The sequence below is a fragment of the Candidatus Accumulibacter propinquus genome (assembly GCF_056856495.1).
Genome location: NZ_JBSEHC010000003.1, coordinates 1,187,357 through 1,214,228, shown reverse-complemented (window position 1 = coordinate 1,214,228; position 26,872 = coordinate 1,187,357). Strand labels below are relative to the sequence as shown.

Here is a 26,872-nt window from a genome sequence, read left to right as displayed (position 1 = left end):
GGCGAGCGCATAGCCTTCGAGGGTGGCGATCAGGATGTCGCTCCGAGGGCCATTTCGGTGTCTTCGGCCTTCCTGTTCAACTGCCGCAGGCGGCTGAAACGCGAGTGCAGCAGATCGCAGGTGGCGAGATCGTGTTGCGCTTCGGCCAGGTCGTAACCGGGCGGGATGAGCTGCGCATTCTGGCCGGGCAACATCAGCGTCTGGCGGCACAGCGATTCGGACCTCTCGCCCATCTCTGCGCTCGGCGACCGCGCTCGGCGACCGCGCCCGCCGATAAGGCGCCGCGGTCACCACGCGCCGGCATCACAGCCAGCCTTCGACCTTGCTGCGCGCCGGCACGCCGCCGGCATGCACCACGCGGCCGTCGATGACCACGCCGGGCGTGCTCATCACACCATGGCGCATGATCTCCGGCAGGCTCTCGACCTTTTCGAGGGTGATCGCCACGCCCTTTTCCCTGGCCACCGCCTCGATGAGGGCGACCGTCGCGCGGCAGTTGGCGCAGCCGGTGCCGAGGACCTTGATGTTGTGCATGGAATTTCCCTTCCTTGGGTCAATAGTCGTTCGCCGCGGCCGGCGCGGCCGGGGGGTCACAACAGCCAGTTGAAGACGTAGCCGACCAGCAGGATGCCGGTGGCCACCACTGCGGCGAAGGTGGCGATCAGGGTCGGCTTCAGCGCCTTGCGCAGAATGATCATCTCCGGCGCCGACAGCGCGATCACCGCCATCATGAACGCGAGCACGGTGCCCAGCGCCGCGCCCTTGCCGATCAGCGCTTCGACGATCGGAATGATGCCCGCGGCGTTGGTATACATCGGTACGCCGAGCAGCACCGCGGCCGGCACCGCCCACCAGACGTCGCGGCCCATGAACGCGGCCATGAAATCCTCGGGCACATAGCCGTGGATGCCGGCGCCCAGGCCGATCCCGGCGAGCACGTAGGGCCAGACCTTGCCGACAATCTCGCGCACATGCGCCGCGCCGACCTGCAGCCGTTCGAGCCAGGACAGCTGCTCGCCGACCGCCTGCGCCATTTGTCCGGAGAGGATCTGCTGCACCCAGTCCTCGAGGTATCGTTCCATCTTCAGCCGGCCGATCACCAGGCCGGCGACGATGGCCACCAGCAGCCCCATGCCGAGGTAGAGCCCGGCCACCTGCCAGCCGAACATCCCGAACAGCAGTACCAGCGCGACTTCATTGACCATCGGCGCGGAGATCAGGAACGAGAAGGTCACGCCGAGCGGTACGCCGGCCGAGAGGAAGCCGATGAACAGCGGCACCGCCGAGCACGAGCAGAACGGCGTGACGATGCCCAGGCTGGCCGCCAGCACGTTGCCGAGGCCTTCGCGCCGGCCGGAAAGCAGCGCCCGCGTCCGCTCCGGCGAGAAGAAGGTCTGCACGACGCCGATGACGAAAACGATGCCGGTCAGCAGCAGCAACACCTTCGGGGTGTCGTAGAAGAAGAAATGCACGGCCTCGCCGAGCGGCGTCCGCCGCGACAGGCCGAAGACACCGATCACCGCGTCGGCGAACTCGCCGAGGTGACTGTAGGCGGCGACCCACAGCACGCCGCCCAGGGCCAGTCCGGCCAGCCAGAGGCCGAGCCTGGTGGCCGGACTCCGGCCCATCGCTGCAAGGTTCATGCGCCCACTCCAGATCATTCCGGCACACTGCTGATCGCTGGCCGGCGAAGTACCGGCCTATTATCGGGGAGACGGGTGAAGCGCGCAAAGGATGTACGCTTGCGGCCGGCGCGAGCGGCTTGCGAGTGCCCTTGTGCCGGTTTGCCGTCATTTCCCGACGCTGAATTCATCGCGCGCAGGGCGTGTTGCGACAGCACGACTGGCCACCGCGATGGTGAGCGCTATGGCGGCCAGCAGCGCCGCGACGGCGAAGGTGATCCGCATGCCGCGGGCAATGGCCTCGGGAGGCGCCGTGGCGATGTCGGGGGTGGCTGCCGCGAGCGCAAACACCGCGCCCAGCACGGAGGCGCCGGTGATCAGCCCGAGATTGCGCGCCAGGCCGAGCATCCCGGAAATGACGCCGCGCTGCGCCGGGCGGGTGACGGACATCACGGCGCTGTTGTTGGCGGTCTGGAACAGGGCATAGCTGGCGGTGATGACGATCATCGGGGCGAGGTAGCCGGAGATGCCGAACCGCGTCGGCAGCACCGAGAGCATGCACGAACCGGCCGCGACGCCGATGAGCCCGACGATGGTCATGCGAGGAGCGCCAAAACGGTCCACGCTGCGCCCGGCCGGCACGCCGCTCAGCGCGGCGGCGAGTGGGCCCGCCGACATGGCGAGTCCGACAAATGCTGCATCGAGCCCGAGCGCCCGCGCAAGATAGAACGGCCCGACCACCAGTGTCGTCATGATCACCGTCGCCACCAGCGCGCTCATCGCGAGACCGGCACGCAAGCCGGGATCGCGGAATATCGCCAGGTCGATCAATGGCGCGGTTGCTCGCGCCTCGACGCGCACGAAGAAACCGGCTCCGATGGCTGCCGCCAGGAGCAGAGCGATATTGAGCGGACCGAAATGGCTAAGCGCCATCGTCATCGCCAGGGCATAGGCGGCGAGCGTCAGGGCCAACAGCAGCATGCCCAGAGTGTCGAAGCCGGCCCGCTCGGTCTGCGGCCCCCGGCGATCCACCGGTAGATGGCGACGCGCGAGCAGAAAGGTCAGGAGGCCCAGCGGTACGTTGACCAGGAAGATCGCCCGCCAACCGAATCCGGCGATCAGCACGCCGCCGAGCGACGGACCGAGTGCCGTGCCGATTGCCGACATCGTGCCGAGCAGCCCCATGGCGCTGCCGGTCCTGGCCTGCGGAACCGCCTCACCGACCATGGCCATGCTGAGCGCGATCATGATCGCCGCGCCGCAGCCCTGCGCCGCGCGCGCGGCAAGCAGTTGCCCCAGCGTCGAGGCGACGCCGCAGAGTAGCGAGGCCACGCTGAACAGGACGATGCCGGCCAGCAGCAACCGGCGGCGGCCAATGATGTCCCCGACCCGTCCGACGCCGACGATCAGGGTGGTGATCGCCAGGAGATAGGCGAGGACGACCCACTGGACCTCCTGGAAAGAGGCGGAGAACACCTGGGCCAGGGTCGGCAAGCCGACATTGGCGATACTGGTGCCGAGCGAGGACAGCAACATCGACAGGGCCAGGCTGGCCAGCGCCCAGAGCACCGCCGGACAGCGTTCCGCGCTGCCGGCGACCAGCGCGTTGCGTATGACATGGATCGGTGGCATGTGCCCTCCTGTTCCGCGGACTCCCGAAGTGGAGTTGTCTGAGAGCTACTCTATGCCTTTGCCTGGCCTAGCGGAAGGCGCAGCGTTTGCACTTTGTGCGTGCGTTTGACGCCGCATCACGATCAGGCCGTGCTATGGTCGCGGCATGTCGATGCCCGATCTCAACCTGCTGGTCACCCTCGATGCCCTGCTCGCTGAAGGCAGCGTGGCGCGCGCCGCGCAGCGCTTACGGCTTAGCCCGTCGGCGATGAGCCGGGCGCTGACGCGATTGCGCGAGACGACCGGCGACCCCCTGTTGGTCAGGGCGGGACGCGGCCTCGTTCCGACCCCGCGTGCGCTCGAACTGCGCGCGCAGGTCAGCCGGCTGGTGCAGGAGGCCGGAGCGGTTCTACGGCCGGCGGAAAAGCTCGACCTCGAACGGCTGCAGCGAACATTCACGCTCCGGACCAGCGAAGGCTTTGCGGAAAACTTCGGGCCGGAGCTGATTGCGCGCGTCGCCGCGGAAGCGCCCGGCGTGCGACTGTGCTTCGTGCCGAAATCCGGCAAGGACAGCGCGCCGCTGCGCGACGCAAGCGTCGATCTGGAGACGGGTGTCGTCAGCCCGACGACGGCGCCGGAACTGCGGGTGCAGGCCCTGTTCCGCGACCGTTTGATCGGTGTCGTGCGCATCGGGCATGCGCTGAGCCAGGGCGAGATCACGCCCGAACGCTACGCGGCGGGCAGACACCTCTGCGTCTCGCGCCGCGGGCTGGACCGGGGGCCGATCGATGATGCCCTGCAGACGCTCGGGCTGGAACGCGCGGTGGTCACCATCGTCAGCGGCTTTGCGACCGCGCTGGCGCTGGCCCGCGCTTGCGACTTGATCGCCAGCGTCCCCGAGCGGCACACCGGTAGCCTGCGCACCGGGATGCACAGTTTTCCGCTGCCGATCGCCATGCCGGAGATCACCGTTTCATTGCACTGGCACCCGCGGATGGATGCCGACCCGGCGCATCGCTGGCTGCGCGGCTGCGTGCGGGAGGTTTGCGCGCAGGTGCTCGCCGATGCGTCGCGATGAAGCGGGCTTGCCGGATGCCGGATGGCTGTCCACACCGGGGCAGGATGTCCGGAATGCAGCCCTGCCGGTCTCTGGTTATACTCCGACGCAACCCGAAGCGACGCGCCTCGACACCGGCGCCGGCTTCCGGCCAGGCCATGACCATCCACTCTGCAGATCAGCCAGGAGAACGCCCATGAACCAACCATTCACTCAACTTCGCGTCGGCGCAGTGTGCGCCATGATCGCCGCGGCCGGGCTGGCCGGATGCGCGACGACGACCGATCCGGTGGCCATCGCACAGGTCGCGGACCGGAAGGCGGGCAGCACGGTGCCGGGCATTGGCGAAACCCGGGCCATCGCCGAGGAAGCGTTCATCTACGGGCTGCCGCTGGTCATGAACTACGCGGTGATGCACGAGTTCGTGGTGGACAAGAACTCGGGGCAATACAAGGCACCGTTCAATACCATCTACAACGAAGCCCGTGTCTTCACCTACCAGGATACGGCCGTCGTCACGCCCAACAGCGATACGCCCTATTCGATGCTCTGGCTGGATCTGCGCAGGGAACCGATGGTGATCTCGGTGCCGGCCGTGCCCAGGGGGCGCTACTACTCGGTGCAGTTGACCGACGGCAATACCTACAACTATGGCTATATCGGCAGCCGGGCGACGGGCCATGCCGCCGGCGACTATCTCGTTGTCGGCCCGGAGTGGCAGGGCGAGGCGCCCGCCGGAATCAAAAAGGTGTTCCGCTCGTCGACGCCCTTCGCGCTGACCATCTTCCGCACCCAGCTCTTCAACGCCAAAGACATGCCGAAGGTGCAGAAGGTGCAGGCCGGCTACCAGGCGCGGCCGCTGTCCGCGTACCTCAAGCAGGCCTCGCCGCCCGCCGCGCCGAAAATCGATTTCCGGCCGGCGACGACGGCGGGGATCAAGGAAAACTTTTACGAGTATCTCGACGCCGCGCTCGAATTCGTGCCGGTGACGCCGGAAACCAGGGAACTTCGTGCCCGGCTCGCCAGCATCGGCATCGGACCCGGCAAGACCTTCGCCTTCAAGGATCTGTCTCTGGAACACAAGGCCGCCGTCCTGCTGGCGATGAAGGCGGGCGACGACAAGGTGGACGCCTATCTTTCAAGCGGCGCCAAGGACATCAATGGCTGGAAGGTCGCTTCGGTCTTCGGCGATGCCGCCTTTTACCAGGGCGACTGGCTGAAGCGTGCCGCCGCCGCCAAGGGCGGCATCTACGGCAATGACGCGGTCGAGGCGATGTATCCGATGACGCGCGTCGACGCCGCGGGCGAGACGCTCGATGGTAGCAAACACAACTACACGCTGACTTTTCCGGCCGGGCAGTTGCCGCCGGTCAATGCCTTCTGGTCGGTGACGATGTACGACGGCAAGAGCCAGCTCCTGATCGAGAACCCGATCAACCGCTACCTGATCAACTCGCCGATGCTGCCGGCCATGAAAAAGAACGCGGACGGATCGCTCACCCTTTACATCCAGAAGGATTCACCGGGCAAGGCCAGGGAAGCGAACTGGCTGCCGGCACCCGCCGGCACCATCTACCTGGTCATGCGCCTCTACTGGCCGAAGACCGAAGCGCCGTCAATTCTGCCCGCCGGGGCCGGTACCTGGAGTCCGCCGGGTATCGTGGTGGCCAGGTAAGCGCCCTTGTCGCTGCGCTGGATCCGGGCTGCGCGGTGGACTGCCGGTGGTCGCCGCGAAGCACCGCCCTGGCGACGGTCGGCGCCCCCGACCAGCCGCGCTGGAATCGCCCGCGCCGGCGGCCACACCGTTGCATGATCGATGCGCGTCCGGTAGCATCCGTTGTTCAAGGGCGTGGTATCGGGGTTGCGGACGGCAGCGTGGCAGGCATGGCGGGTGACGGTTGCCGTTGTTGCCCGGCACCACGAGACATTCTGCCGCGCAGGGTGTTTTGCAAGAGGCTCCAGTGAGACCATTGTACGTCCGAAGCGAGAGCCCACACTGGACGGCGCCGGTGGCCCGCTGGGCCATCTGGGAACCCGTGCGGTCGGAGGGGCCGGGCGCGACTCCCGACGTTGGATTCATCGAGCCGATGCTGCGCCGACGGCTGAGTTCGCTGGCCAGGATGTCGTTGCGCGTCGCGCAGGACTGCGCCCACGACAAGAACGACGTACGCTTGGTTTATGCATCGGAGCACGGTGAGCTGGTACGCACGACATCGATGCTCCAGGATCTTGCCGCCGGCGAAGCGCTCTCCCCCACCGCCTTCAGCCTGTCGGTGCTCAACGCGACGGCCGGGATATTTTCGATTCTGCAGGGCAGCACCGCGCCCACGACGGCGGTTTCGGCCGCCGCCGAGAGCTTCGGTTACGGGCTGCTCGAAGCCTGCCTGCAGCTTGCCAGCGCGCCAGACGTTCCGGTGCTGCTGGTTTATGCCGACGAACCGGCTCCGGAGATCTATGGCCTGGTCGAGGACGGCGAGCGCAGCCGACACGCGGTGGCGATCCTGCTTGAAAGCGGCGCGGCACTCAACATCGACTGCTGCCGCACCGGCGCCGACATGCCGCGCAGTTCCGGGAGCCAGTCGCGGGCCTTCCTGCGCAGCCTGGCAACGGGCAGCAGCAGTTGGTACGCTGACGGTACGGCGTGGCACTGGAGCAGGAGATGAGCGACGGCCTCAACTACTGCTGGCGACTGCTGGCCACCGCGGGCTGTTTTGCGGTATTCGGCATCGGTGGCTTGCTGCTCACGCTGCTGGTCTTTCCACCGGTCGCGCTTTGCAGCCGGCCGCCGACCCGTTCGACGCGTGTGCGATGGATCATCCACAAGGCGTTCGGCGCGTTCATCTGGCTGATGGAGAGCGTCGGAATCATGCGCTTCGAACTGATCGGAGGAGAGAGCCTGCGGCATTGCCAAAACACCCTGGTGCTGGCCAACCACCCCACCCTGATCGATGTCGTCGCCCTGATCTCGCTGATGCCTGCCGCCAGTTGCGTCGTCAAGCAACGGCTGTGGCGCAATCCGTTTCTCGGCGGCGTGGTGCGCGCGGCCGACTACATCAACAACTCGCTTCCCGAGACCCTGATCGACGACTGCAGCAAGGACCTCGCCGCCGGGCATCCGCTGATCATCTTCCCGGAGGGTACGCGCAGCGTGCCGGGGCAAGCGCTGCGTTTCCTGCGCGGCGCTGCGTACATCGCCCTGAAGAGCGGCATGCCGGTGCTGCCGGTGTTGATCGACTGCCAGCCGACGACCCTCGGCAAAAACGACCGCTGGTACCGGATTCCGCAACGACGATTCCACCTGCGCCTCGAAGTACTGAAGCCGATTTCGGTCAAGGAGTGGGTCTCACCGAACGTCTCCCTGCCCATCGCCGCGCGCCGACTGACACGCGCCCTCGAGGCCTATTTCACCCTGGAACTGAACAAACATGGACGCCTTGAAGCTTGAAATCAAACGCCTGATCATCGAAGCACTCGATCTCGAAGACCTCACCGTCGACGACATCGATGATGATGCGCCGCTCTTTGGCGAAGACGGACTCGGGCTCGACTCGATCGACGCACTGGAACTCGGCGTTGCCCTGCGCAAGAAGTACCATATCCAGCTCGCAGCCAACGACGCGGCCAACCGCCAGCATTTCCGCTCGGTCAGCACGCTTGCCGAACTGGTCGGCAGTTCCGGGTCGACGCTCTGACAGCGCGTCCAACACCAGGAGACTCTCAGGGAGAAAGTCATGACCGACGAACAGATTCTCGAAAAACTGCAGGCCATTCTCTTCGAGGCCTTTGAAATCGACCCGGGGCGGGTCGGCCTGGAAACGCATCTGTTCGATGAACTCGACCTGGACAGCATCGACGCCGTCGATCTGGCGATCAAACTCCAGGAAATGACCGGCAAGCGCATCCGGCCGGAGAATTTCAAGTCGGTGCGCACGGTCAGCGACGTGGTGAGCACTGTGCGCACGCTGCTCGCCACCTGAAGAAACCGGTACTCCACCGATGATCGCCGCGCGCATTTTCCAGGTGCTGTTGTGGCTCGCCTATCCGGCGCTCATTTTCTGTGGGCTGCAGATTCTTGAGCCACGCTATCTGGCCCTTCTGCTGGCCATGCTGCTGCTGTTGCGCCGCCGTCGACTCGCGAGCCGTCTGCTGGCGGATCTGTCGCGTACCGATTTCATGATTCTGGTGGCGCTGCTGATGCTTTCGGGGCTGACCGCGGCGACCAACAGCGAGCAGTTGCTCCGCCTTTACCCGGTGGCGGTCAACATCGGCATGCTGCTGCTGTTCGGCCTGTCGCTCCGGCATCCGCCATCGATGATCGAGCGCTTCGCCAGACTCGGCCAGGCCGACCTGCCGCCGGCCGCGGTGCGCTACACCCGCCGCGTCACGCAGGTCTGGTGCGCTTTCTTTGTGTGCAATGGCCTGCTCGCGACCTACACCGCGGTATGGACCAGCCGTGACCTGTGGGCCCTGTACAACGGGCTGATCGCCTATCTGCTGATGGGCACCCTGTTCTCCGGTGAATGGCTGTTGCGCCGGCGGCTGCTCGCCGCGAATGGCTGACATGTCCGTCCCGGCGATCAACCACCCGGCCCCCCTGCACGCCTTGCTCGACACCCGGCGAGCGCTGGCACAGCCGGTTTGCCACGACGGGGGGCGCTACATCGACTGGGAAGAGTTCCGCGCCCGCGTGCGACAGCGCGCGCGGGGGGTCGCCGGCAGCGGCGGCGAGCGCTGGCTGCTGGTCAGCGAGTCACCGCTGGAATTCGTCATCTGGCTGCTGGCCGTGCTGCACGCCGGCAAGACGGTCGTCGTCCCCCCCAACACGCAGCCGTCGACCATCGCCCGCCTGGAGCGCTTTTTCGATACCGTCGCCGAGCAGGAGGCGGTCAGCGACACGTCGCCCGACGCGCCGCTGACCGCGCTGCAGCCACGGGCCGCGCTGATCGACCTTTACACTTCGGGCAGCACCGGCAAACCGAAACGCGTACGCAAGACCCTGGCCTGCTTCGAGGCCGAAATCGAGACGCTGGAAAAGCTGTGGGGGGAAACCCTCGGCACCGCGACAGTGGTCGCGACGGTACCGCATCAGCACATTTACGGCCTGCTCTTCCGTCTGCTTTGGCCGCTCGCCGCCGGCCGCTGCTTCGATGCCGTGACCTGCGCTACCCCGGACACGCTACAGCAACGGCTGTCGCTCTTCGCGGACACCGTCCTGGTGTCGAGTCCGGCGCAGCTTGCGCGCCTGCCGGCCCTGATCACCCTCGCCTCGCTGCAACCGCCGCCGTGCATGTTCTTCTCCTCGGGTGGCCCGCTGCCGGTCGCTGCGGCCGGCGAATTCACACGTCAGTTTGGTCAGGCGCCGACCGAAGTCTTCGGCAGCACCGAAACCGGGGGAGTCGCCTGGCGCAGACTGGAAAACGGCGACGCCTGGACACCGTTGCCGGGAGTCAGGGTTGATGCCGCGGCTGACGGCGCGCTGATCCTGCATTCGCCATTTGTCGATGGCCACTCGCCGTGGCGCATGGACGATGCGGTCGAATTGTTGCCGGGCGGCTGCTTCCGCCTGCGTGGCCGCCTCGACCGTACCATCAAGGTAGAAGAGAAGCGCCTGTCGCTGCCGGAGATGGAAGCGCGGCTCAGCGAACACGCGTGGGTCGCGGCGGCGGCGGCAGTACCGTTTGCCGGCGCCCGGCAAACGGTCGGCGCCGTCGTCGTGCTCAACGCCGACGGCGCCGAACGGCTGCTGGCGCTGGGGAAGCTCGCCGTGCGGCGCGAACTGACGCGCCACCTGGCGGGCTGCTTCGAGGCGGTCCTCCTGCCGCGACACTGGCGGTTTCCGGACGACCTGCCGGTGAACGAACGCGGCAAACTGACCGACGATTCCCTGCGCGCCCTGTTCTCCACCGGCACCGGCAACGCCGGCGAACGTGGATTGCTGCCGGCGGTGATGGCGGTGCGCCGCGACAGCGCGGCGGCGGTCACGGTCGATTTGCACGTGCCACCGCAACTGCTCCATTTTGCCGGACACTTCCCCGGCCTGCCGATCCTGCCCGGGGTGGTGCAAGTCGACTGGGCGCTGCGCCTTGCGCGCAGTCATTTCGCCCTGGATACCCGCTGGACGCGCTTCTCGGCGCTGGAGAAACTCAAATTTCACGCGCCGGTTCTGCCCGACGCGCGCCTGCGCCTGCAACTGCACTGGGACGCCGCCAGCGGTCGACTCGACTTCGTTTACCTGACGCCGCAGCGCAAGCATGCGAGTGGGCGGATTGTCCTGGATGTCGAGACATGAGTTTCAAACCCTGCGTCCTGATCCCCATCTACAACCACAAAGAGCGCATCCGCGACACCGTCGAGCGCCTGCTGCCGCATGCCCTGCCCATCTTCGTCGTCGACGACGGCAGCGACGACGCGACACGGGCCGTGCTCGCCGTGCTCGCTTCCGAACAGCCGCTGCTTCGCCTGTTGCGTCTCCCGGAGAACGCCGGCAAGGGAGCGGCGGTGATGGCCGGCATGCGCGCGGCGCGGCGGGCCGGCTTCAGTCACGCCCTGCAGGTCGATGCCGACGGGCAGCATGACCTCGCCGACGTGCCGCGCTTCCTGGAACGGGGCTTCGCCAACCCGGAAGCCGTCGTCTGCGGCAAGGCGCTGTATGATCACACGGTCCCCAGGAGCCGGCGCTACGGACGCTACCTCACGCATTTCTGGGTCTGGGTGGAAACCCTGTCGCTGGCCATCGGCGATTCGATGTGCGGCTTCCGACTCTATCCGCTGGCGGCCAGTTGCGCGTTGATCGACGGGGTGCGCATCCCGACGCGCATGGACTTCGACATCGAGATCATCGTACGCCTGGCCTGGGCCGGACTGCCCGTCGAAAATGTCGCGACCAGGGTCACTTACCCCAGCGACGGGATCTCGCACTTCGACCTGTGGCACGACAACGTGCGCATCTCGAAGATGCATGCCCGGCTCTTCTTCACCATGCTGCCGCGCCTGCCACGGCTGCTGTGGCGCAAGCTGCCGGCGCACGACCGGCGAGCCGCGCATTGGTCGCGCCTTGCCGAGCGCGGCAGCGGACTCGGCTTGCGTATCGTGTTCATCTGCTACCGCCTGCTCGGCGCGCGGACGGCACGACTGCTGCTCTATCCGATCGTGAGCTACTTTTTCCTGACCGGCAGCCGGGCGCGTGCCGCCTCGCGCGATTACCTGCAACGGGTTGCGCAGGTCAGCGGCCGGCCGCCACCCCGCTGGCGCGACAGTTTCCGCCACATGCTGGCCTTCGCGCAGGCGGGCCTCGACAAGGTCGCCGCCTGGATGGGAAAAATCGACGATCGTGTCGATTTTCCCAATCGCCCGGCCTTTGAGGAACTGCTCGCTTCGGGACGCGGCGCCGTTCTCATCGGCTCGCATCTGGGCAACCTCGAAATGACGCGTGCGCTGGCCAGCAACCAGCGCCTGGCGACCATCAACGCGGTCGTTTACAGCGCGCACGCCCGCCGGTTCAACGCCATGCTGGCCGCGGCCAGTGCGAACTTCGCGGTGAATCTGCTGCCCGTGTCGAACCTGGGCCCGCAAACCGCGATCCTGCTCAAGGACAAGATCGACGCCGGCGAGTTGCTGGTCATCGTCGGCGACCGCACGCCGCCGGCGCAGAACGGACGGGTCAAGACGGTCGAGTTTCTCGGTGCGCCGGCGCCTTTCGCACAGGGACCGATGATCCTCGCCAGCCTGCTCGCCTGCCCGGTCTATCTGTTCTTCTGCCTGCGCGAGAGCGACGGCTACCGCATCCATTTCGAACCGTTCGCCGAGCGCATCGAGCTACCGCGCCGCGAACGCCAGCAACGCCTGCAGGCGTACCTGCAGCAATACGCGCGACGGCTCGAGGCCTACTGCCTGCGGGCACCCGAGCAGTGGTTCAATTTCTATGACTTCTGGCGGCAGGACGCCGCCACCCCGGCACTCGCCGAACAACTTGAGGCGTGAACATGGATAACAGGGTAGCCGCGTGCCCGGCGAGCATCGAAATCGGCGGCCGCCGCCTGCGCATCGAGGACGTCCTGCAGGTGGCGCGCGACAACGCCGTGGTGGTGCTCTCCAGCGCACCCGAATTCGCCCGGCGCATCAGAAGCGGCGCGGCCTTCCTCGAACGCCTGCTGGCCGACGACGGCGTCGTCTACGGGGTCAACACCGGTTACGGCGATTCCTGCACGATTCGCGTCCCGCCCGAACTGGTTGCCGAACTGCCGCTGCACCTGACGCGTTTCCACGGCTGCGGCATGGGCGAATATCTCGACGACGAAGCGACGCTGGCGGTCCTCGTCTGCCGGCTCAACTCGCTGGCGCAGGGCTATTCCGGCGTGCGCTGGGAGCTGCTCGAGCAACTCGCCGCGCTGATCGAACACCGCGTGTTGCCCTTCATCCCTGGCGAGGGGTCGGTCGGCGCCAGCGGCGACCTGACTCCGCTCTCGTACGTCGCCGCCGCGCTGGTCGGCGAGCGCGATGTGCGGCACGCGGGTACCCGCCGGACGGCGGCGGAAGCGCTCGCCCTGCTGCGGCGGGCACCGCTGCGACTGGCACCGAAGGAAGGCCTGGCGATCATGAACGGTACTGCCGTGATGACCGCGCTGGCCTGTCTCGCGTGGCACCGCGCCGATGCGCTGTCGCGCCTGTGCTGCCGCCTCACCGCGCTGGCCGCGATCGCCATGCGCGGCAACCGCGGCCACTTCGACCCGCGCCTCTTCGCCGCCAAACCGCATGCCGGCCAGAACCAGGCCGCGGCCTGGATCTGGAGCGACCTGCACGCCGGCGAGCCGGGAGCACGCGCGGAACCCATCCGCCTGCAGGACCGCTACTCGATCCGCTGCGCCCCGCATGTCATCGGCGTCACGCGCGACGCGCTCGGCTGGATGCGCCGGGACATCGAGAACGAGCTCAACAGTGCCAACGACAACCCGCTGATCGACGGCGATGCCGAACTGGTGCTGCACGGCGGGCATTTCTACGGCGGTCACATCGCCTTCGCCATGGACGCGCTGAAGACCGCGGTGGCCAATCTCGCCGACCTGATGGACCGCCAGTTGGCACTGCTGGTCGATAACAAGTACAACCATGGACTGCCGCAGAACCTCTCCGGAAGCCGTGGCGAGCGCGCGTCGATCAACCACGGCTTCAAGGCCGTACAGATCGGTGCTTCGGCGTGGACCGCCGAAGCCCTGAAGCTGACCATGCCGGCCAGCGTTTTCTCGCGCTCGACCGAATGCCACAACCAGGACAAGGTGAGCATGGGCACCATCGCCGCGCGCGACTGCCTGCGCGTGCTCGAGCTCAGCGAGCAGGTGGCCGCCGCCCTGACGCTGGCCAGCGTGCAGGGGGTGAAGCTGCGCCAGCGTCTGCCGGACCTCGCCGCGGCCGAACTGACCCCGGCGGTCACGGAATTCATCCACCTGGTCAGCCGACATTCGCCGTTCCTCGACGAGGACCGTGCGCTCGAAGGCGAACTGCGCGCGCTCAGCGGCCTGATCCGCGCCGGCCGCTGGTCCCTGTATCCCGATGCTTGAACTCGTCGCCAGCGTCGAACTGGAAGTGCCCTTCCACGATGTGGACGCGATGAACGTCGCCTGGCACGGCCACTATCTCAAGTACTTCGAGATCGCCCGCTGCGCGCTGCTGCGGCGCTTCGACTACGACTATCCGCAGATGCACGCCTCGGGCTATCTGTGGCCGATCGTCGACTGCCATCTCAAGTACGTTCGCCCGGCGCGCTACGGCCAGCGACTGCGGGTAACGGCCAGGCTGCTCGAATACCACAACCGCCTCAGGATCGGCTACGAGATCCATGACCGGGAAAGTGGCGAACGACTGACCAAGGGGAGCACCATCCAGGTCGCCGTCGACGCCACGACCGGCGAGCTGCAATTCGTTGCTCCGGCGATCGTGCTGGCCAGACTGGAGCAGGCATGCGCCGACTGATCCAGTGGCTGCTGTTGCTGGCGGCGGCCCCGCTGCTGGCCGCCGAAGCGGATACCCTCGCCCGCATCGGCGCGCAGATCGAGCAGTACGGCGTGCTGCGTGCCGACTTCGTGCAGACCAAGCAGATGGCCGCGCTCAAGCGCCCACTGGTGACCTCCGGCCGCCTCGTCTATTCGCGGCGGCACGGCGTGCTGTGGTTGATCGAGCAGCCTTACCGGATAGGCTACGTCTTCGGCGACGAGCGCATCGTCGAGATCGCCGCCGACGGCACGCGTCGCGAGCGTGGCCTGCGCGACGTGCCGGGACTGGCACAGGTGAGCCGGGTTTTCCGGGCCATGCTCGGCGCCAACACGACGGCCCTGCGCGAAGTCTTCGAGGTCAGCGTACACGGCGATGCCGCTAAGTGGGAAATCGAACTCAAGCCACGCCAGGCGCAGATCGCGCAGTTTCTGATTGGCCTGAAGTTGTCGGGCGGGCGCTTCGTCGACAGCATCGGTATCGAGGAAGCTGGCGGCGACAGGACGCAACTCCGCCTGCGTAACACCCAAGGCGCGAGCGCGCCTGCCGAAGCCGAGTTGCAACTGTTCGGCGTCGATGCGGCCAGACCATGACCGCCTCGCCCACACAGCCGGGGGCAAGCACGGCCATGCAGTTGCGCGCCGGGTTGTGGCTGCTGCTCGCGCTCGCCGTCACGCTGGTCTGCACGGCACAGTTCGCTACCGCTGGCCGCGTGCCGTTGCAGACCAACCTGCTCGCACTACTGCCACCAACCGAGCGCAATCCGCTCGCCGAGGAAGCCGTGCGCAGGCTCGCCGATGCCGCCGGCGACCGTGCCGTGTTCCTGGTCGGGGCGGCAGAACCCGCAGCAGCAGCCGCCGCGGCGCGCGCCTTCGCCGCCACGTTGCGCGGCTCCGACGCCTTCCGGCAGGTGATCGCCGATATCCCGGCGTTCGATCCCGGGCAGCTCACCGCACTGTACGTGCAACACCGCTTCTCGCTGCTCGCGGCGGCCGACCGCGCGGCACTGGCGAGCGGCGCGGTCGGTCCTGCCGATCTCGAAGCACGCCTGCAGCGCAAGCTCTACACGCCCTTCCGCTTCGGCCTGACCCTGCCGCCGTCCGATGACCCGTTCGGCTTCAGCGATGCCTGGCTCGCCGAACTGCCTCTCAGGAGTCTCAGGCTCGAAACCGAGAACGGCCTGCTGGTCAGCCACGACCAGCGCCGGACCTGGGTGGTCATCACCGCCGCGCTGTCCGCGTCAGCCTACGATTCGACTCTGCAGCAGGGTGTTGCTGCCGCCGTCGCGCAAGCCGAAAGCGCTCTCCGGCACGCCCATCCAGACGCCGTGCTGCTCCGCGCCGGAACCGTTTTCTACGCCGACGCCGCGCGCCGGAGCGCCGAACGCGAGTTCGACCTGATCGCCGCTGGCTCGCTGCTCGGCATGTTCTCGCTGCTGTACCTCGTCTTCCGGTCGCTGCGCCCATTGGCGCTGGGCCTGCTCGCGGTCGCCTTCGGCAACGGCACGGCGATCGCCGTGACCCTCGCCGTCTACGGCGAACTGCATCTGATCACCCTGGTCTTCGGCGCCAGCCTGATTGGCGAGGCGATCGACTACGCGGTCCAGTATTTCGCCGCCCACCTCGGCGCCGGCGCCGGTTGGGAACCGATGGCGGACCTGCGGCGCATCGCTCCCGGCCTGACGCTGGCGCTGGCGACCAGCCTGCTCGGCTACGGCGCACTGCTGCTGGCCCCCTTCCCGGCGCTCTCGCAGATCGCGCTGTTCGCCATCGCCGGCCTCGCCGCCGCCTGGCTCTCGGTCTTCCTGCTGCTGCCGGCTCTCCTGGTTCGCCCCAACCGCCGCGACCCGGCAGCCGCCGTGTCCGGCGCGCAGACCTTCCTGAACTGGTGGCGTCGACGCATGCCTCGCCGCCGCTGCCTGCTGCTCGGCGGCCTGCTGCTGATCGCCGCCGTGCCGGGCTGGCTGCGGCTTGCCGGCAACGACGATGTCCGGCTGCTGGTCGCCCGCCCGCCATGGCTGGTCGCGCAGGAAGAGCACATTCGCGCACTGACCGGTTTCGGCAACAGCAGCCAGTTTTTCCTCGTCGAGGGTGCGACGCCGGACGCCGTACTGGCCGGAGAAGAGAAGCTTGCCGCCCGCCTCGACGCGCTCGTCGCGCAAGACCGAATCTCCGGTTATCAGGCACTGTCCACCTTCGTCCCCTCGCTGGCCCGGCAAGCCGAGAACTACCACCTGTGGCAGGCCAGGGTCTTTGCCGACGAAGGCGCGCTACGGGCGCTGTTCGCCCGCAGCGCCCTGCGCGACGAACTCGCCGAGCACCTCCTCGCCAGCTTCAAGGCCTCGGCCGGGCAGGCCCTCAGTCTCGACGAGTGGCTGCAGTCACCGCTGTCGACGCCCTTCCGCCATCTCTGGCTGGGCCGTTCCGGGTCGGGCTACGCGGCGATCGTGCTGCCGCAGGGGACGCGCGAAGTCGCACACCTCGCCGAATCGGCCGCCGGACTCGCGGGCGTCACGCTGGTGGACAAGGCCGGCAGCGTCAGCCGGTTGTTCCGCGATTACCGCCAATGGGGCGTGCTCTGGCTGCTCGGCGCCTGCGCTCTGGTCTACAGTGTGCTGTGCGTCCGTTACGGCCCCGTCCAGGCGGCGGTAACGCTGGCCCCGACGCTACTCGCCATGGGCCTGGCGCTGGGCGCTTTTGGCTACGCCGACGCGCCGCTGACGCTGTTCAACCTGATGGGCCTGATGCTGGTGCTCGGTGTCGGCGTCAATTACGCGATCTTCCTGCGCGAGGGCGGGGTGCGCGCGGCCGCGACGCTTGCCGGAGTGCTGCTGTCGGCCGGCACGACCTTGCTGTCGTTCGGCCTGCTCGCCTTCAGCTCGATGCCGGCGCTTGCCGGCTTCGGGCTGACGCTGCTCGTCGGCGTCGGCATGGCGGTGTTGCTCGCGCCGATGGTCCTGACCTTCTCTGCTGCCCAGACCGCATGCCCCGGCGACGCCTGCTGATCCGCCTCTGTGCGCTGCTGTTGCTGACGGCCTGCGGCGAGGGCAGCCGTGAATCGACTTGTCCGGCTCTCGGCGGCGGTGGCGGCTATTGCCTGCAGGCGACCAGCGCGCCCGGACCCTTTGCCGTGCGGCAGAAGGTCGAGGCCAGCTTGCGCGGCCGGCAGGTGACGCTGATCGCGGCCATCGAGAACGACGCCGACGGGCTGCGGGTCGTCGGCCTGACCCCCTTCGGCCAGAAACTGCTGCAGATCAGCTACGACAACCGCCAGGTCAGCGCGGCGACACTGCCCGATAGCCGTCTCGATCCGACGCTGCTCGTCGCGCTGCTGCAGATCACGCTGTGGCCGGCCGACGCCGTGCGCGCCGGCTTGACCTCGCCGCTCACCCTGGAAGATGATGGCGCTCAGCGGCGCGTCCTGAACGCCGGCCAGGTGATCCTGAGCATCCGCTTCAGCACCGACGAGGCACCCTGGCGCCGCATGCACCTCAGCGAACACGCCCTGGCGCTGGAACTGGAAATCGAAACCCTGCCTGAAGAGCTGAACGAAGGACTGGAACCGCAACGATGAGCCAACGCGCCTATCTGCCGGTGTTGGGCATCGTCAACGCCCTCGGCGGCGACGCCGACACGGTCGCCGCCGCGCTGTTCGCCGGCGACACCTCGGGCATGCTCCTCGAAGAGCACTGGCTCCCGTCCGGCCCAGCCCGCGTCGGTCGAGCACGCGGCGCCCTGCCCGCGCTGCCGGCGCGATTCGCCGCTTATGACTGCCGCAACAACCGCCTGCTGCTGGCTGCCCTGGCGCAGATCGAAGCCACCGTCGACGCCATGCTGGGGCGTTATGGACGAGCGCGCGTCGGCAGCGTGCTCGGCACCAGCACCTCCGGAATTGCCGAGGGCGAGGCGGCGCTCGCCGCGTACCGCGCAACCGGCACGCTGCCCGACGGCTACCGGTATACCCAGCAGGGAATCGGCATGCCCGCCGTCTTCCTCGCTCGCTATCTCGGCCTGCGCGGTCCGGCCTATACCGTCTCGACGGCCTGCACCTCGAGCGCCAAGGCCTTCGCTTCGGCGCGCGAGCTGCTGCGCCACGACTTCTGCGACGCGGTGCTGGTCGGCGGTGTCGATTCGCTGTGCCGCCTGACGATCAACGGCTTCACCGCGCTCGAATCGACCACCACCTCGCTGAGCAACCCGATGAGTCGCAACCGGCGCGGGATCAACATCGGCGAAGGCGCGGCGCTGTTCCTGTTGACCCGCGACGAGGCCGCCGTCGAATTGCTCGGCATCGGCGAAAGCAGCGATGCGCACCACATCTCGGCACCACACCCCGCAGGCAGCGGCGCAGAAGCGGCGATGCGCGCGGCGCTGGCCGACGCCGGCCTGACGGACAGCGCGGTGGATTACCTGAACCTGCACGCCACGGCGACACCCAGGAATGACGAGATGGAGAGCCGCGCGGTCGCGCGCGTCTTTCCTCAGGGCGTCGCGGCCAGTGGGACCAAGCCGCTGACCGGTCACACACTGGGTGCCGCCGGCGCCACCGAACTGGCTTTCTGCTGGCTGGCGCTGCGCGACGGTCGACTCCCGCCACACCTCTGGGACGGCGTGGTCGACCCCGAACTGCCCCGCCTCGACCTGATCGGCGGCGAACGCCACTTTGCGCGTTCACGCGGGCGGGTGTGCATGAGCAATTCCTTCGCGTTCGGCGGCAGCAACGCCAGCCTGCTGATTGGCGACGCGCGATGAACGCGACGACATCGCTGCCAGCGATCGAGGAGATCCTGCCGCATCGCGGCACGATGCTGCTGCTCGACCGCCTGCTGACTTTCGATGCCGAAGGCGTCTGCGCCGAATACACGCCACGCAGCGACGCCTGGTATGCCAATTCCGACGGCGACATGCCGGCGTGGATCGGCATCGAGATGATGGCGCAGGCCATCGCCGCGGAAGTCGGCCTGCGCAAGCTCGGTGCCGGTGCGTTACCCAAACCGGGCGTAGTGCTCGGCACGCGGCGCTACGCCGCGAGACGTCCGGTCTTTGCCGGCGGCGAGGCGCTGCGCGTACATGCCGCACTGCTCTACCGCGACGCCGGCGGCCTCGCTGCCTACGCCTGCCGGATCGTGCTCGGCACCGAGGAAGTGGCCAGTGCCACGCTCACGGTGTTCGAACCCGACGACTTCCCGACCTTTCTGCAAGCGAGTCTTCCATGAAACAGCGACGTGTCCTGGTCACCGGGTCGAGCCGTGGCATCGGCCGCGCCATCGCCGTCCGTCTTGCCCGCGACGGTTTTTCGGTGACCGTGCATTGCCGTGGCGAGCGGGCGCAAGCCGAGGCCGTGGCCGCCGCAATCGCCGGCACCGGCGCCGTCGGTCAGATACTGCAGTTCGACGTCTGCGACCGCGCCGCCGCGCGCGCCGTGCTCGACGCCGACGTCGCAACCCACGGCGCCTACTACGGCATCGTCTGCAACGCCGGCATCAGCCGCGACAACGCCTTTCCGGCGCTCTCCGACGAGGACTGGGACGGCGTACTGGACACCAGCCTCAACGGCTTCTTCAACGTCGTACAACCGCTGACCATGCCCATGGTGCGCGCCAGACAGGGCGGCCGCATCGTCACCCTGGCTTCGGTCTCCGGCGTGACCGGCAACCGTGGCCAGGTCAACTACAGCGCGGCCAAAGCCGGCCTGATCGGCGCCAGCAAGGCGCTCGCCGTCGAACTCGCGAGCCGCGCGATCACCGTCAACTGCGTCGCCCCTGGACTGATCGAAACCGACATGACCGCCGACCTGCCTCTGGCCGAAGCACTCCGGAGCGTGCCGATGAAGCGCCTCGGTCAGGTCGCTGAAGTCGCCGCGGCGGTCGCCTTCCTGATGTCCGACGAAGCCTCCTACATCACCCGCCAGGTGATCGGTGTCAATGGCGGGATCGTCTGATGGCGCGTGTCGTGGTCACCGGCATGGCCGGCATCAGCGCCCTCGGCGACAACTGGGAGGCGATCGAGAATCGGCTGCGTGCGCGTCGCAACGGTGTCCGCCGGATGCCGGAATGGGACTATTTCGAGCAATTGCACACCCGCCTTGGCGCACCGGTCGACGACTTCCTTACTCCCGCCCATTACTCCCGAAAGATGGTCCGATCGATGGGCCGCGTCTCGCTGCTGGCGGTGCGCGCCAGTGAAATGGCGCTGCTCGACGCCGGTCTGCTCGACGACCCGGCGATCTGCGACGGGCGGATGGGCATTGCCTACGGCTCGTCATCGGGCAGCGTCGAGCCGGTACGGGTTTTCGGCCAGATGCTCGACAGCGGCTCGCTGCAGGGCGTCACCTCGACGAGCTACATCCAGATGATGCCGCACACCACGGCGGTCAACATCGGCCTCTTCTTCCGCCTCAAGGGCCGCGTCATCCCGACTTCGAGCGCCTGCACCTCGGGCAGCCAGGGCATCGGCTACGCCTACGAGGCGATCCGCTTCGGCCGCCAGACGCTGATGCTGGCCGGTGGTGCCGAAGAGATCTCCGCGCCCGGCGCGGCGGTCTTCGACACGCTTTTCGCCACCAGTTGCCGCAACGATGCACCACAGACCACGCCACGCCCCTTTGACCGCGACCGCGACGGACTGGTGGTCGGTGAAGGCGCCGCGACGCTGGTGCTCGAGGACTATCGGCACGCGCAAGCGCGGGGCGCGAAGATTTACGCCGAGATCGTCGGTTTCGGAAGCAACTCCGACGGCAGCCACGTGACCCAGCCGGCAGCCCCGACCATGGCTCAGGTCATGCGCCAGGCGCTGGCCGACGCCGGGCTGGCACCGGCAGCCATCGGCTACGTCAGCGCGCACGGCACCGCCACCGACTCCGGCGACATTGCCGAGAGCCGTGCGACCGCCGAGGTTTTCGGCAACCGCATGCCGATCAGCTCGATGAAAAGCTACCTCGGCCACAGCCTCGGCGCCTGCGGCGCCATCGAAGCCTGGTGGGCGATCGAGATGATGCGCGCCGGATGGTTTGCGCCGACACTCAACCTCGAACATGTCGACCCGGCCTGTGCCGAACTCGACTATTTGCGCGGCGACGGACGCCGGATGGATCCGGAATATGTGATGAGTAATAATTTCGCTTTCGGAGGCATCAACACCTCGATCGTGCTGCAACGCTGGAAGTAAACCCCCTCACCACCCCAAACCCAAGGATCCGAAAACATGACAGCCTTTGCCTCGCGGAAGTGGCAATGCGGCCTGCTCCTTGCCGCCGCCCTGCTCAGCGGCTGCGCCACTTCGCGCAGCGTCGTTGCACCACAGATCGATGCCGTCGCCAACCCGGCGCAAGGCATCGCCGTACGCATCGAGAAAATCGACGATGCGCGCCTTTTCGCAATTGATCCGCCGGAACCGTCGGCCCCCTCGCTGATGGACAACCAGATCGCCGACGACGCCCTGCGCAGCCGCGCCATCGCGCGCAAGCGAAATACCTTTGGCAAGGCGCTGGGCGACGTGCTGCTGCCCGAGGGACAATCGGTGGCAAAGCTCACCGAGTCCGCGATCACCAGGACCTTCCGCGCGGCCGGCTACCGGGTGCTCGGCGTTGACGATCCGGATTACGCTCAGGCCATCCCGGTGAGCGGCCGCGTGGAAAAGCTCTGGGCCTGGTTCCGCCCGGGCTTCTGGGCGCTGGCGCTGGAAGCAAACTACGAGGTGACGCTCAGTACGACCATCGCAGCGCTGCAACGCAGCCCGAAGCTGACTGGCCAGGTGCGCAACACCATGCAGATCGCGACCGAAGACGACTGGTCGGCGATCATCGCCAAGGCGCTCGACGACTTTTCCGCCCGTCTGCAGGACAGACTGCTCGACAGGTAATACAGGCCATCCCTACCTCTCTCGCTTTCCAGGAGTCATCCGCATGCCATCGAAACTGCTCGCCGCTTTCTTCATCGCCTGGGCACTGCTCGCCACGCCGGCCATGGCCCGGTCGTCGGTGCCCATCGTCAATCACGAGAATGTCTCGGTCCCGTCGAGCGAAGACAAGGTGCCGACCGCCGCCGAGGTCAGGCAGGCGATCCTCGCTGCCGCGGAGGACAAGGGCTGGGTGATCGCCCCACAGCCGGACGGCAAGCTGCTGGCAACCCTCAAGGTGCGCAATAAACATGCGATCGTCGTCGAGATCAGCTACGCCGCCGACCAGTATTCGCTGACCTACAAGGAGAGCATCAACATGAATTACGCCGAACGTGACGGCGAGCAGTTGATCCACCCCAACTACAACAAATGGACTCAGGGCCTGATCGACGCGATCCACACCGAAATGCTCAACCTGTAGTGCGTGCCGTGCGCCGCCTTTCGCCATTCCTGTGCCGCGGCGGCTTGCCTGGGACCCCGACCGGAAGCGCTCCTTGAGGCGGGTGGTGATCACCGGGATGGGCATCGTTTCCTGCCTGGGCAACGATCTCGACCGGGTCGCCGAGGCGCTGCGCAGCGGCGTTTCCGGCGTGCGATACATGCCGGAGCATGCGGCCCTGGGCCTGCGCAGTCTTGTCGCCGGTGTCCCGTACATCGAGCACGAACCCCCGATCGACCGCAAGACTCGCCGCTTCATGGGCGACGCCTCGCTATTTGCCTATCACGCCATGCGGCGTGCGCTGGCCGGTGCCGAGCTGACGCCGGAACTGCTCGGTTCGCCGCGGACCGGGCTGGTGGTGGGCTCCGGCGTGGGTTCGCCCTTCGAACATGTGGCCGCCGTCGATACGCTGCGCCGTAACGGCATCGACAAGGTCGCTCCCTACATCGTGCCACGCGTCATGGGCAGCACCACCTCGGCGTGTCTGGCCACCGCCTTCGGCATACGCGGGATCAGCTATTCCCTGACCTCGGCATGCGCCAGTTCGGCACACTGCATCGGCCACGCCGCCGACCTGATCCGCTTCGGCAAGCAGGAAATGGTCATCGCCGGTGGCGCGGAAGAACTGCGCTGGACGTCCACCGTGCTGTTCGATGCGATGGGCGTGCTGTCGACGGCCGTTCAGGACTCAACCGCTTCCCGCCCCTACGACCTGAGCCGCGACGGCTTCGTCATCGCCGGCGGTGCCGGCATCCTGGTCTTGGAGGAACTGCAGCAGGCACGCCGGCGCGGCGCCCGGATTCTCGCCGAGCTTGCCGGCTACGGCGCCTGTTCGGACGGCCAGGACATGCTGAACCCGGCGACCAGCGGTGCCGTGCGTGCCATGCGCCTGGCACTCGCCGAAGCGGGCGGCGAGGTGGATTACCTCAACACGCACGCGACTTCGACGCGCGTCGGTGACCTCAGCGAACTGGCCGCGGTGCGCGAAGTGTTCGCGACGCGCGTGCCGCTGCTGTCATCGACGAAGGGGCTGACCGGCCACCCGATCGCCGCCGCCGGCGCGCATGAGGCGATCTTTTCGCTGCTGATGATGGAGCGTGGTTTTGTCGCCGGCTGTGCGCACCTGCAGCAACCCGACCCGGCCACGGAAGGGATGCCGATTCTTCGCCACAGCATTGAACGCCGGATCGACAGCGCGATGTCGAACAGCTTCGGATTCGGCGGTACCAACGCCAGCCTGATTTTCCGGCGTTTCAGCGACTGAACGCAGCAGCGTTTTCGCTGGAGTTCAGCGCGGCCTGGTGGCCACCACATTGAGCAGCGTCGGCTCGGGATTCCGCGGCAGGCGCAGGCCGATCCACTCGAGGAAACCGATGTCGGGCCGGCTCCACCACAGATACGGCGTCGAGATACGCCGCTCGGGAAGATCAAAGCCTGCGGCGCGAATCATCGCCACGTATTCCGCGGCACGCTTCTGCACGTTCATCGGGTGCCGAAACAACAGCCGAATCGGAAGCGAGTGGATGTAGCGCCGCGTCGACTCGGCCAGCAGCAGTAGCCCGTTCGGCTTGAGAACCCGAAAAAACTCCGCCATCGCCTGTTCCTGCTCGACGATGTGGTGGAAGGTCTGATGGCAGAAGACGAGGTCGAACGAAGCGTCCGGGAAATCCATGCGTGCGGCATTGGCGGCATGCAGTTGCACCGGACAAGAACAGGCCACAGCGGCACCCGCGCTCCGGCTGCCAAGCCTGGGATCGGCGTCGAGACCGACGATCAGTGCAGGCGAAAAACGCCGCGCCAGCTCTGCGAAGGAATGACCAAAACCACAGCCGACGTCGAGCACCCGGTCAAAGCGTCGCTCGCCCGGCGGCAACAGGCGCTGCAGATCGTCGAGCGCCGCACACAGGACATAAGCCTTCCAGGTAGCGGTCTTGAGGAACCAGTTTCCGAAGCGCGTTTCCTCAATGAAAGGCGGATGTCCGGTCACCGGGTGCGCGCCCCCGCGTGGCGATGCCAGGCAGGCATGCGGTCGGGAACCACCGAACGGAGGGCAGCAAGGTCCATGTAATCGGGAATGCAACAGGACATGCGCGGCTTGACCGTCCTCCAGGGGCAGCAATGGTGAACGTTCTCAGCGCCGACGCGGGCGATGACCATTCTCGTGACGAGATTATACACAGCCGGCGCGTGTCGCAAGGCACGCGCGCGGCGACGGCTGCCGGAGCCGGCCACACGGGTGCACACCCTACCGAACAAGCAACCGACATTCAAGTCAAGCGGTGCGAAAGGAATCGTCCCAGGATTTTCCGGTTCTGACCCTGGCGTTGAGGAAGGCCTGCAAGCGACGAGGGCGACCTTCTTGGGCCTGCCGACGACGAGGCGGTGCGACCTTGCAGCGGAGGGCGGCCGGCGCGGCCATGTAGAGGCCACTGCGGACCTGTCCGCGCCGGCCGAAAATAGCCCGCTGACGCGGCCAAGGCGGCGCAGGCCAACCGGGAGGGCGACATCGCCGGCGACCCGATGCTGCGCTACTGCACGGCTTCGAGCGGAAAACCCGCGCCCTTCCAGGAGAAGAGCCCGCCGGGAAAGCGATAGACCTGCGTATAGCCGAGTTTGCGTGCCCATGCCGCGGCGTTGTCGCTGCGCGTGCATTTGACGAAGCCACAGTAGAACACCAGCGTCCTGGCCTTGTCGGCACCGAGCAAGGCCGCGAAATCGGCTTCCGTCCTGCCGTCGGTTTCACGGGTGTCCCAGGTGCTCATTCTCGGCACCGGGAAAAGGAACTGCTGCGCACCCGGAATGTGTTCCTTCCGGTAGCTGGCGTCGTAGGGCATGGTGTCGACCAGCAGCATCGGCTTCCCTTCCTCGATCATCTTCTTCAGTTCGGCCGCCGTCAGCAGTTCGTAGCCACCGGCCTGGGTGTCGCGCGCCAGCTTGACGGCCTCCGCTTCCCTGGTGGTCTCGGCCTCGAACCTGGCGTCGGCGAAAACCGGGCCGGCGAGCAGCAGGCCGTAGAGCAATGCCGGAACAAGTTGTCTGATCTTCATTTGAATCGCTTTCTGGAATGGGTTGAGCGGACAGCGTAGACCAAACGGCAAGCTGCGGTCGCCGTTTGGCGTCGGCGGCACTTTATCGCAGCGAGGCACGTCTGTCATCGCCGGTGGGCGCCTGACCAGTCGAGCCCTCGTGCCAACCGCAACATCGACCGCATCCACCCAGGCAAGGTATATTTCGCCTGTTCGAGGCGAGCGTCCATCCACCGGCCGGCGGCGCGCGCGGGCTTCAGAAAGGGGAGCTGGCTGTGGCTGAAAACATCGTCTTTTCCACCGCCGATCTGCGGCCCGCCGAGCAGTTCTCGTACTGGCGCGAGGTGGTGTGCGCATCGATCACCCGCCTGAGCGTCGAGCGGCGTGGCTCCGGCCCCTTCCTTGCCGAAATGCGGGCCAGCAGCCTGGGCGGCCTGCACATCGTCACCGCCCGCGCCGATGCGCATCAGCGTCGGCGCAGCCGCGAAGACATCGCCCGCGAGACCGACGATCCCTTTTTCCTGTATCTGCCGCTGGCCGGCTCGCTGCGTCTGGAGTACGCCGACGGCCAGCAACTGGTGGCGGCGCCGGGAACACCGTGCTTTCTCGATCCACTGCGGGTCGCGCGGGCCGATGCCGAAGCCGGCCTCGCGCATCTGACGATCAAGGCGCCGCGCCCGCTGCTGGCGCCGCTGCTGGCGCAACCGGCGATGCGACCACCACGCGAGCCGCTGTTGCCCACCGGGCTGAACGCGCTGCTGGTCTCCTATGCCCGCAGCCTGATGCACGCCGGGCCGATCGACAGCGACTGCCAGGCGGCCGTGGCGGCAAACTTCTGCGGCCTGCTGGCGCTGGTGCTCGGGGCCAGCGATGGCGGCCGCGACGCCGGGCGCGGCGGCACGGCCCAGGCCCTGCTGACGGCGGCGCAGAACTGGCTGAGCCAGCACCATGCCGACCCTTCGCTCAACCCGGCGGCGCTGGCCAGCCACCTCGGGGTGTCGCTCCGTTATGTGCACAAGCTCTTCGAAAGCAGCGGTCGCAGTTTTTCCCGGACACTGGTGGAACGGCGCCTGCACGCCTGCCATGCGGCGCTGGCCGACCCCTTCCGTGACCGCCAGACGGTTGCCGACATCGCCTTCGCCAACGGCTTCAACGATCTCTCGCACTTCAACCGCCATTTCAAGGCCGCCTACGGGATGACGCCCCGCGACTGGCGGCAAGCCAGCCGCAACTGA

At 67.3% G+C, this 26,872-nt stretch carries 28 protein-coding genes; 22 read left to right on the top strand and 6 right to left on the bottom strand.

The features are described from left to right. Nucleotides 1-29: 29 nt before the first annotated feature. The 4 genes from AC15MQ_RS11500 to AC15MQ_RS11485 form a co-directional block, all read right to left on the bottom strand. A complete protein-coding gene (locus AC15MQ_RS11500; protein WP_483080179.1) occupies nt 30-233 on the bottom strand; it encodes a hypothetical protein in 204 nt (67 codons plus the stop codon). 70 nt (nt 234-303) lie between these two features. Then, complete coding sequence (locus AC15MQ_RS11495; protein ID WP_287666253.1) at nt 304-534, bottom strand: thioredoxin family protein; 231 nt, start codon at nt 532-534, stop codon at nt 304-306. Nucleotides 535-590: 56 nt separating this feature from the next. Next, a complete protein-coding gene (locus AC15MQ_RS11490) occupies nt 591-1,643 on the bottom strand; it encodes a permease (RefSeq protein ID WP_287666255.1) in 1,053 nt (350 codons plus the stop codon). 147 nt (nt 1,644-1,790) lie between these two features. Next, nucleotides 1,791-3,254, bottom strand: a complete 1,464-nt coding sequence (locus tag AC15MQ_RS11485; RefSeq protein WP_483080178.1) for an MFS transporter — start codon at nt 3,252-3,254, stop codon at nt 1,791-1,793. A gap of 145 nt (nt 3,255-3,399) precedes the next feature. Between AC15MQ_RS11485 and AC15MQ_RS11480 the strand changes: the two genes are divergently transcribed. The 21 genes from AC15MQ_RS11480 (at nt 3,400) to AC15MQ_RS11380 (ending at nt 23,875) form a co-directional block, all read left to right on the top strand. Beyond that, nucleotides 3,400-4,311, top strand: a complete 912-nt coding sequence (locus AC15MQ_RS11480; RefSeq protein WP_483080177.1) for a LysR family transcriptional regulator — start codon at nt 3,400-3,402, stop codon at nt 4,309-4,311. A 175-nt stretch (nt 4,312-4,486) separates the two neighbouring features. Continuing rightward, nucleotides 4,487-5,965 (top strand): DUF1254 domain-containing protein, encoded by a 1,479-nt coding sequence (locus tag AC15MQ_RS11475; RefSeq protein WP_483080176.1) that lies wholly within the window; start codon nt 4,487-4,489, stop codon nt 5,963-5,965. A gap of 334 nt (nt 5,966-6,299) precedes the next feature. Further along, nucleotides 6,300-6,953: a beta-ketoacyl synthase chain length factor gene (locus AC15MQ_RS11470; RefSeq protein ID WP_483080175.1), complete on the top strand. Its 654-nt coding sequence runs from the start codon at nt 6,300-6,302 to the stop codon at nt 6,951-6,953. After that, a complete protein-coding gene (locus tag AC15MQ_RS11465) occupies nt 6,950-7,735 on the top strand; it encodes a lysophospholipid acyltransferase family protein (protein WP_483080174.1) in 786 nt (261 codons plus the stop codon). Before AC15MQ_RS11470 ends, AC15MQ_RS11465 begins: the two co-directional genes overlap by 4 nt. Further along, nucleotides 7,716-7,982: a phosphopantetheine-binding protein gene (locus tag AC15MQ_RS11460; RefSeq protein ID WP_483080173.1), complete on the top strand. Its 267-nt coding sequence runs from the start codon at nt 7,716-7,718 to the stop codon at nt 7,980-7,982. The genes AC15MQ_RS11465 and AC15MQ_RS11460 overlap by 20 nt, the downstream gene beginning before the upstream one ends. A 39-nt stretch (nt 7,983-8,021) precedes the next feature. After that, on the top strand, nt 8,022-8,267 hold the full coding sequence (locus AC15MQ_RS11455) for an acyl carrier protein (protein ID WP_287653503.1): 246 nt from the start codon (nt 8,022-8,024) through the stop codon (nt 8,265-8,267). A 19-nt stretch (nt 8,268-8,286) separates the two neighbouring features. Continuing rightward, entirely contained in the window at nt 8,287-8,850 is a 564-nt protein-coding gene (locus AC15MQ_RS11450) for a COG4648 family protein (protein ID WP_287653502.1), read from the top strand. Then, the gene (locus AC15MQ_RS11445) at nt 8,843-10,579 is read left to right on the top strand and encodes an ApeI family dehydratase (protein WP_483080172.1); all 1,737 of its coding nucleotides are present in this window, start codon (nt 8,843-8,845) and stop codon (nt 10,577-10,579) included. Before AC15MQ_RS11450 ends, AC15MQ_RS11445 begins: the two co-directional genes overlap by 8 nt. Continuing rightward, nucleotides 10,576-12,270: a glycosyltransferase family 2 protein gene (locus AC15MQ_RS11440; RefSeq protein WP_483080171.1), complete on the top strand. Its 1,695-nt coding sequence runs from the start codon at nt 10,576-10,578 to the stop codon at nt 12,268-12,270. Before AC15MQ_RS11445 ends, AC15MQ_RS11440 begins: the two co-directional genes overlap by 4 nt. Nucleotides 12,271-12,272: 2 nt before the next feature. Further along, nucleotides 12,273-13,844, top strand: a complete 1,572-nt coding sequence (locus AC15MQ_RS11435; protein WP_287653499.1) for an HAL/PAL/TAL family ammonia-lyase — start codon at nt 12,273-12,275, stop codon at nt 13,842-13,844. After that, complete coding sequence (locus AC15MQ_RS11430) at nt 13,837-14,256, top strand: acyl-CoA thioesterase (protein ID WP_287653498.1); 420 nt, start codon at nt 13,837-13,839, stop codon at nt 14,254-14,256. The genes AC15MQ_RS11435 and AC15MQ_RS11430 overlap by 8 nt, the downstream gene beginning before the upstream one ends. Beyond that, nucleotides 14,244-14,867: an outer membrane lipoprotein carrier protein LolA gene (locus AC15MQ_RS11425; protein ID WP_483080170.1), complete on the top strand. Its 624-nt coding sequence runs from the start codon at nt 14,244-14,246 to the stop codon at nt 14,865-14,867. The genes AC15MQ_RS11430 and AC15MQ_RS11425 overlap by 13 nt, the downstream gene beginning before the upstream one ends. After that, the gene (locus tag AC15MQ_RS11420; protein ID WP_483080169.1) at nt 14,864-17,278 is read left to right on the top strand and encodes an MMPL family transporter; all 2,415 of its coding nucleotides are present in this window, start codon (nt 14,864-14,866) and stop codon (nt 17,276-17,278) included. The genes AC15MQ_RS11425 and AC15MQ_RS11420 overlap by 4 nt, the downstream gene beginning before the upstream one ends. Next, nucleotides 17,257-17,847 (top strand): DUF3261 domain-containing protein, encoded by a 591-nt coding sequence (locus AC15MQ_RS11415; RefSeq protein ID WP_483080168.1) that lies wholly within the window; start codon nt 17,257-17,259, stop codon nt 17,845-17,847. Before AC15MQ_RS11420 ends, AC15MQ_RS11415 begins: the two co-directional genes overlap by 22 nt. Continuing rightward, a complete protein-coding gene (locus AC15MQ_RS11410) occupies nt 17,844-19,025 on the top strand; it encodes a beta-ketoacyl-[acyl-carrier-protein] synthase family protein (RefSeq protein WP_483080167.1) in 1,182 nt (393 codons plus the stop codon). Before AC15MQ_RS11415 ends, AC15MQ_RS11410 begins: the two co-directional genes overlap by 4 nt. Continuing rightward, a complete protein-coding gene (locus AC15MQ_RS11405) occupies nt 19,022-19,489 on the top strand; it encodes a hotdog family protein (RefSeq protein WP_287653493.1) in 468 nt (155 codons plus the stop codon). Before AC15MQ_RS11410 ends, AC15MQ_RS11405 begins: the two co-directional genes overlap by 4 nt. Continuing rightward, nucleotides 19,486-20,214, top strand: coding sequence for a 3-ketoacyl-ACP reductase FabG2 (locus tag AC15MQ_RS11400; protein ID WP_483080166.1), 729 nt, complete (start codon nt 19,486-19,488; stop codon nt 20,212-20,214). Before AC15MQ_RS11405 ends, AC15MQ_RS11400 begins: the two co-directional genes overlap by 4 nt. Then, nucleotides 20,214-21,440: a beta-ketoacyl-ACP synthase gene (locus tag AC15MQ_RS11395; protein WP_287653491.1), complete on the top strand. Its 1,227-nt coding sequence runs from the start codon at nt 20,214-20,216 to the stop codon at nt 21,438-21,440. The genes AC15MQ_RS11400 and AC15MQ_RS11395 overlap by 1 nt, the downstream gene beginning before the upstream one ends. Before the next feature lie 36 nt (nt 21,441-21,476). Continuing rightward, on the top strand, nt 21,477-22,133 hold the full coding sequence (locus AC15MQ_RS11390; RefSeq protein ID WP_483080165.1) for a flagellar biosynthesis protein: 657 nt from the start codon (nt 21,477-21,479) through the stop codon (nt 22,131-22,133). A gap of 43 nt (nt 22,134-22,176) precedes the next feature. Further along, nucleotides 22,177-22,593, top strand: a complete 417-nt coding sequence (locus tag AC15MQ_RS11385; RefSeq protein WP_483080164.1) for a hypothetical protein — start codon at nt 22,177-22,179, stop codon at nt 22,591-22,593. Nucleotides 22,594-22,666: 73 nt separating this feature from the next. Next, nucleotides 22,667-23,875 (top strand): beta-ketoacyl synthase N-terminal-like domain-containing protein, encoded by a 1,209-nt coding sequence (locus tag AC15MQ_RS11380; RefSeq protein WP_483080163.1) that lies wholly within the window; start codon nt 22,667-22,669, stop codon nt 23,873-23,875. Between the two features lie 24 nt (nt 23,876-23,899). Here AC15MQ_RS11380 and AC15MQ_RS11375 read toward each other — a convergent pair whose 3' ends face one another. Beyond that, nucleotides 23,900-24,598 (bottom strand): class I SAM-dependent methyltransferase, encoded by a 699-nt coding sequence (locus AC15MQ_RS11375; RefSeq protein WP_483080162.1) that lies wholly within the window; start codon nt 24,596-24,598, stop codon nt 23,900-23,902. Nucleotides 24,599-25,139: 541 nt separating this feature from the next. Continuing rightward, nucleotides 25,140-25,658 (bottom strand): rhodanese-like domain-containing protein, encoded by a 519-nt coding sequence (locus tag AC15MQ_RS11370; protein ID WP_483080161.1) that lies wholly within the window; start codon nt 25,656-25,658, stop codon nt 25,140-25,142. A 254-nt stretch (nt 25,659-25,912) separates the two neighbouring features. Here AC15MQ_RS11370 and AC15MQ_RS11365 point away from each other — a divergent pair, with 254 nt between their 5' ends. Next, on the top strand, nt 25,913-26,872 hold the full coding sequence (locus AC15MQ_RS11365) for a helix-turn-helix domain-containing protein (RefSeq protein ID WP_483080160.1): 960 nt from the start codon (nt 25,913-25,915) through the stop codon (nt 26,870-26,872).

Coding starts and splice junctions, on each gene's coding strand:
- AC15MQ_RS11500 (WP_483080179.1), bottom strand. CDS start 233: ATGGGCGAGAGGTCCGAATCGCTGTGCCGCCAGACGCTGATGTTGCCC.
- AC15MQ_RS11495 (WP_287666253.1), bottom strand. CDS start 534: ATGCACAACATCAAGGTCCTCGGCACCGGCTGCGCCAACTGCCGCGCG.
- AC15MQ_RS11490 (WP_287666255.1), bottom strand. CDS start 1,643: ATGAACCTTGCAGCGATGGGCCGGAGTCCGGCCACCAGGCTCGGCCTC.
- AC15MQ_RS11485 (WP_483080178.1), bottom strand. CDS start 3,254: ATGCCACCGATCCATGTCATACGCAACGCGCTGGTCGCCGGCAGCGCG.
- AC15MQ_RS11480 (WP_483080177.1), top strand. CDS start 3,400: ATGTCGATGCCCGATCTCAACCTGCTGGTCACCCTCGATGCCCTGCTC.
- AC15MQ_RS11475 (WP_483080176.1), top strand. CDS start 4,487: ATGAACCAACCATTCACTCAACTTCGCGTCGGCGCAGTGTGCGCCATG.
- AC15MQ_RS11465 (WP_483080174.1), top strand. CDS start 6,950: ATGAGCGACGGCCTCAACTACTGCTGGCGACTGCTGGCCACCGCGGGC.
- AC15MQ_RS11460 (WP_483080173.1), top strand. CDS start 7,716: ATGGACGCCTTGAAGCTTGAAATCAAACGCCTGATCATCGAAGCACTC.
- AC15MQ_RS11455 (WP_287653503.1), top strand. CDS start 8,022: ATGACCGACGAACAGATTCTCGAAAAACTGCAGGCCATTCTCTTCGAG.
- AC15MQ_RS11450 (WP_287653502.1), top strand. CDS start 8,287: ATGATCGCCGCGCGCATTTTCCAGGTGCTGTTGTGGCTCGCCTATCCG.
- AC15MQ_RS11445 (WP_483080172.1), top strand. CDS start 8,843: ATGGCTGACATGTCCGTCCCGGCGATCAACCACCCGGCCCCCCTGCAC.
- AC15MQ_RS11440 (WP_483080171.1), top strand. CDS start 10,576: ATGAGTTTCAAACCCTGCGTCCTGATCCCCATCTACAACCACAAAGAG.
- AC15MQ_RS11435 (WP_287653499.1), top strand. CDS start 12,273: ATGGATAACAGGGTAGCCGCGTGCCCGGCGAGCATCGAAATCGGCGGC.
- AC15MQ_RS11430 (WP_287653498.1), top strand. CDS start 13,837: ATGCTTGAACTCGTCGCCAGCGTCGAACTGGAAGTGCCCTTCCACGAT.
- AC15MQ_RS11425 (WP_483080170.1), top strand. CDS start 14,244: ATGCGCCGACTGATCCAGTGGCTGCTGTTGCTGGCGGCGGCCCCGCTG.
- AC15MQ_RS11420 (WP_483080169.1), top strand. CDS start 14,864: ATGACCGCCTCGCCCACACAGCCGGGGGCAAGCACGGCCATGCAGTTG.
- AC15MQ_RS11415 (WP_483080168.1), top strand. CDS start 17,257: ATGCCCCGGCGACGCCTGCTGATCCGCCTCTGTGCGCTGCTGTTGCTG.
- AC15MQ_RS11410 (WP_483080167.1), top strand. CDS start 17,844: ATGAGCCAACGCGCCTATCTGCCGGTGTTGGGCATCGTCAACGCCCTC.
- AC15MQ_RS11405 (WP_287653493.1), top strand. CDS start 19,022: ATGAACGCGACGACATCGCTGCCAGCGATCGAGGAGATCCTGCCGCAT.
- AC15MQ_RS11400 (WP_483080166.1), top strand. CDS start 19,486: ATGAAACAGCGACGTGTCCTGGTCACCGGGTCGAGCCGTGGCATCGGC.
- AC15MQ_RS11395 (WP_287653491.1), top strand. CDS start 20,214: ATGGCGCGTGTCGTGGTCACCGGCATGGCCGGCATCAGCGCCCTCGGC.
- AC15MQ_RS11390 (WP_483080165.1), top strand. CDS start 21,477: ATGACAGCCTTTGCCTCGCGGAAGTGGCAATGCGGCCTGCTCCTTGCC.
- AC15MQ_RS11385 (WP_483080164.1), top strand. CDS start 22,177: ATGCCATCGAAACTGCTCGCCGCTTTCTTCATCGCCTGGGCACTGCTC.
- AC15MQ_RS11370 (WP_483080161.1), bottom strand. CDS start 25,658: ATGAAGATCAGACAACTTGTTCCGGCATTGCTCTACGGCCTGCTGCTC.